The following is a 536-nucleotide window of genomic DNA, read 5'->3' on the forward strand; positions in this document are numbered from 1 at the left end:
GCGGTGGCGCCGCCGCGCTTCGGCGCCGGGGTGAAAGGCAAGGTCAACCTGAGCATGGCGCACGGGCAACCAGTGGTGGCCACCACCGTCGGCGTGGAAGGCATGCACCTGCGCGATGGCGAGGATGTGCTGGTGGCCGATGATGCCGAGGCCTTCGCTGCCGCCGTGTTGCGGCTGTATCGCGACGAGGCGCTGTGGCAGCGGTTGTCCGCTGCGGGCCTGCACAACGTGGCCGACCACTTCTCACTGGACGCCGCACGCGACACGGTGCGGCGGGTCTTCGTCGGCTGACGCCGCGGATTACCGGCCTGCTTCCCGCCAGGTGGCGGGCGTGGGCTGGAACTCGCGCGGCGTCACGCCCAGGCTTCGGGTCAATGCACTGTTGTCGGCCACCAGGTCGTGCCCCAACCGCGACACCGGGCCACGCGCACGCGGCACCGTCGCCGCAAGCAGCCGCAACGCCGCCCCCGGCAGGTACACCGGCAGCGTGAACATGCCCATGCTGGCCCGCACGCGCTGGAACATCTGCTGGTAGT

General features: G+C 70.9%; 1 protein-coding gene and 1 pseudogene. One reads left to right on the forward strand and one right to left on the reverse strand.

The genetic code is table 11. The features are described 5' to 3' along the window. Positions 1–291 (forward strand): glycosyltransferase (locus KVS69_RS18675; RefSeq protein ID WP_217539473.1); only part of this gene is annotated, 291 nt, incomplete at its 5' end. A 9-nt stretch (positions 292–300) separates the two neighbouring features. Here the strand turns inward: KVS69_RS18675 and KVS69_RS18680 are convergent. Beyond that, positions 301–536, reverse strand: a pseudogene (locus tag KVS69_RS18680) (hypothetical protein); the annotation flags it as partial.

This window comes from Stenotrophomonas sp. GbtcB23, from assembly GCF_019091045.1.
Classification (GTDB): Bacteria; Pseudomonadota; Gammaproteobacteria; order Xanthomonadales; family Xanthomonadaceae; genus Stenotrophomonas; species Stenotrophomonas rhizophila_A.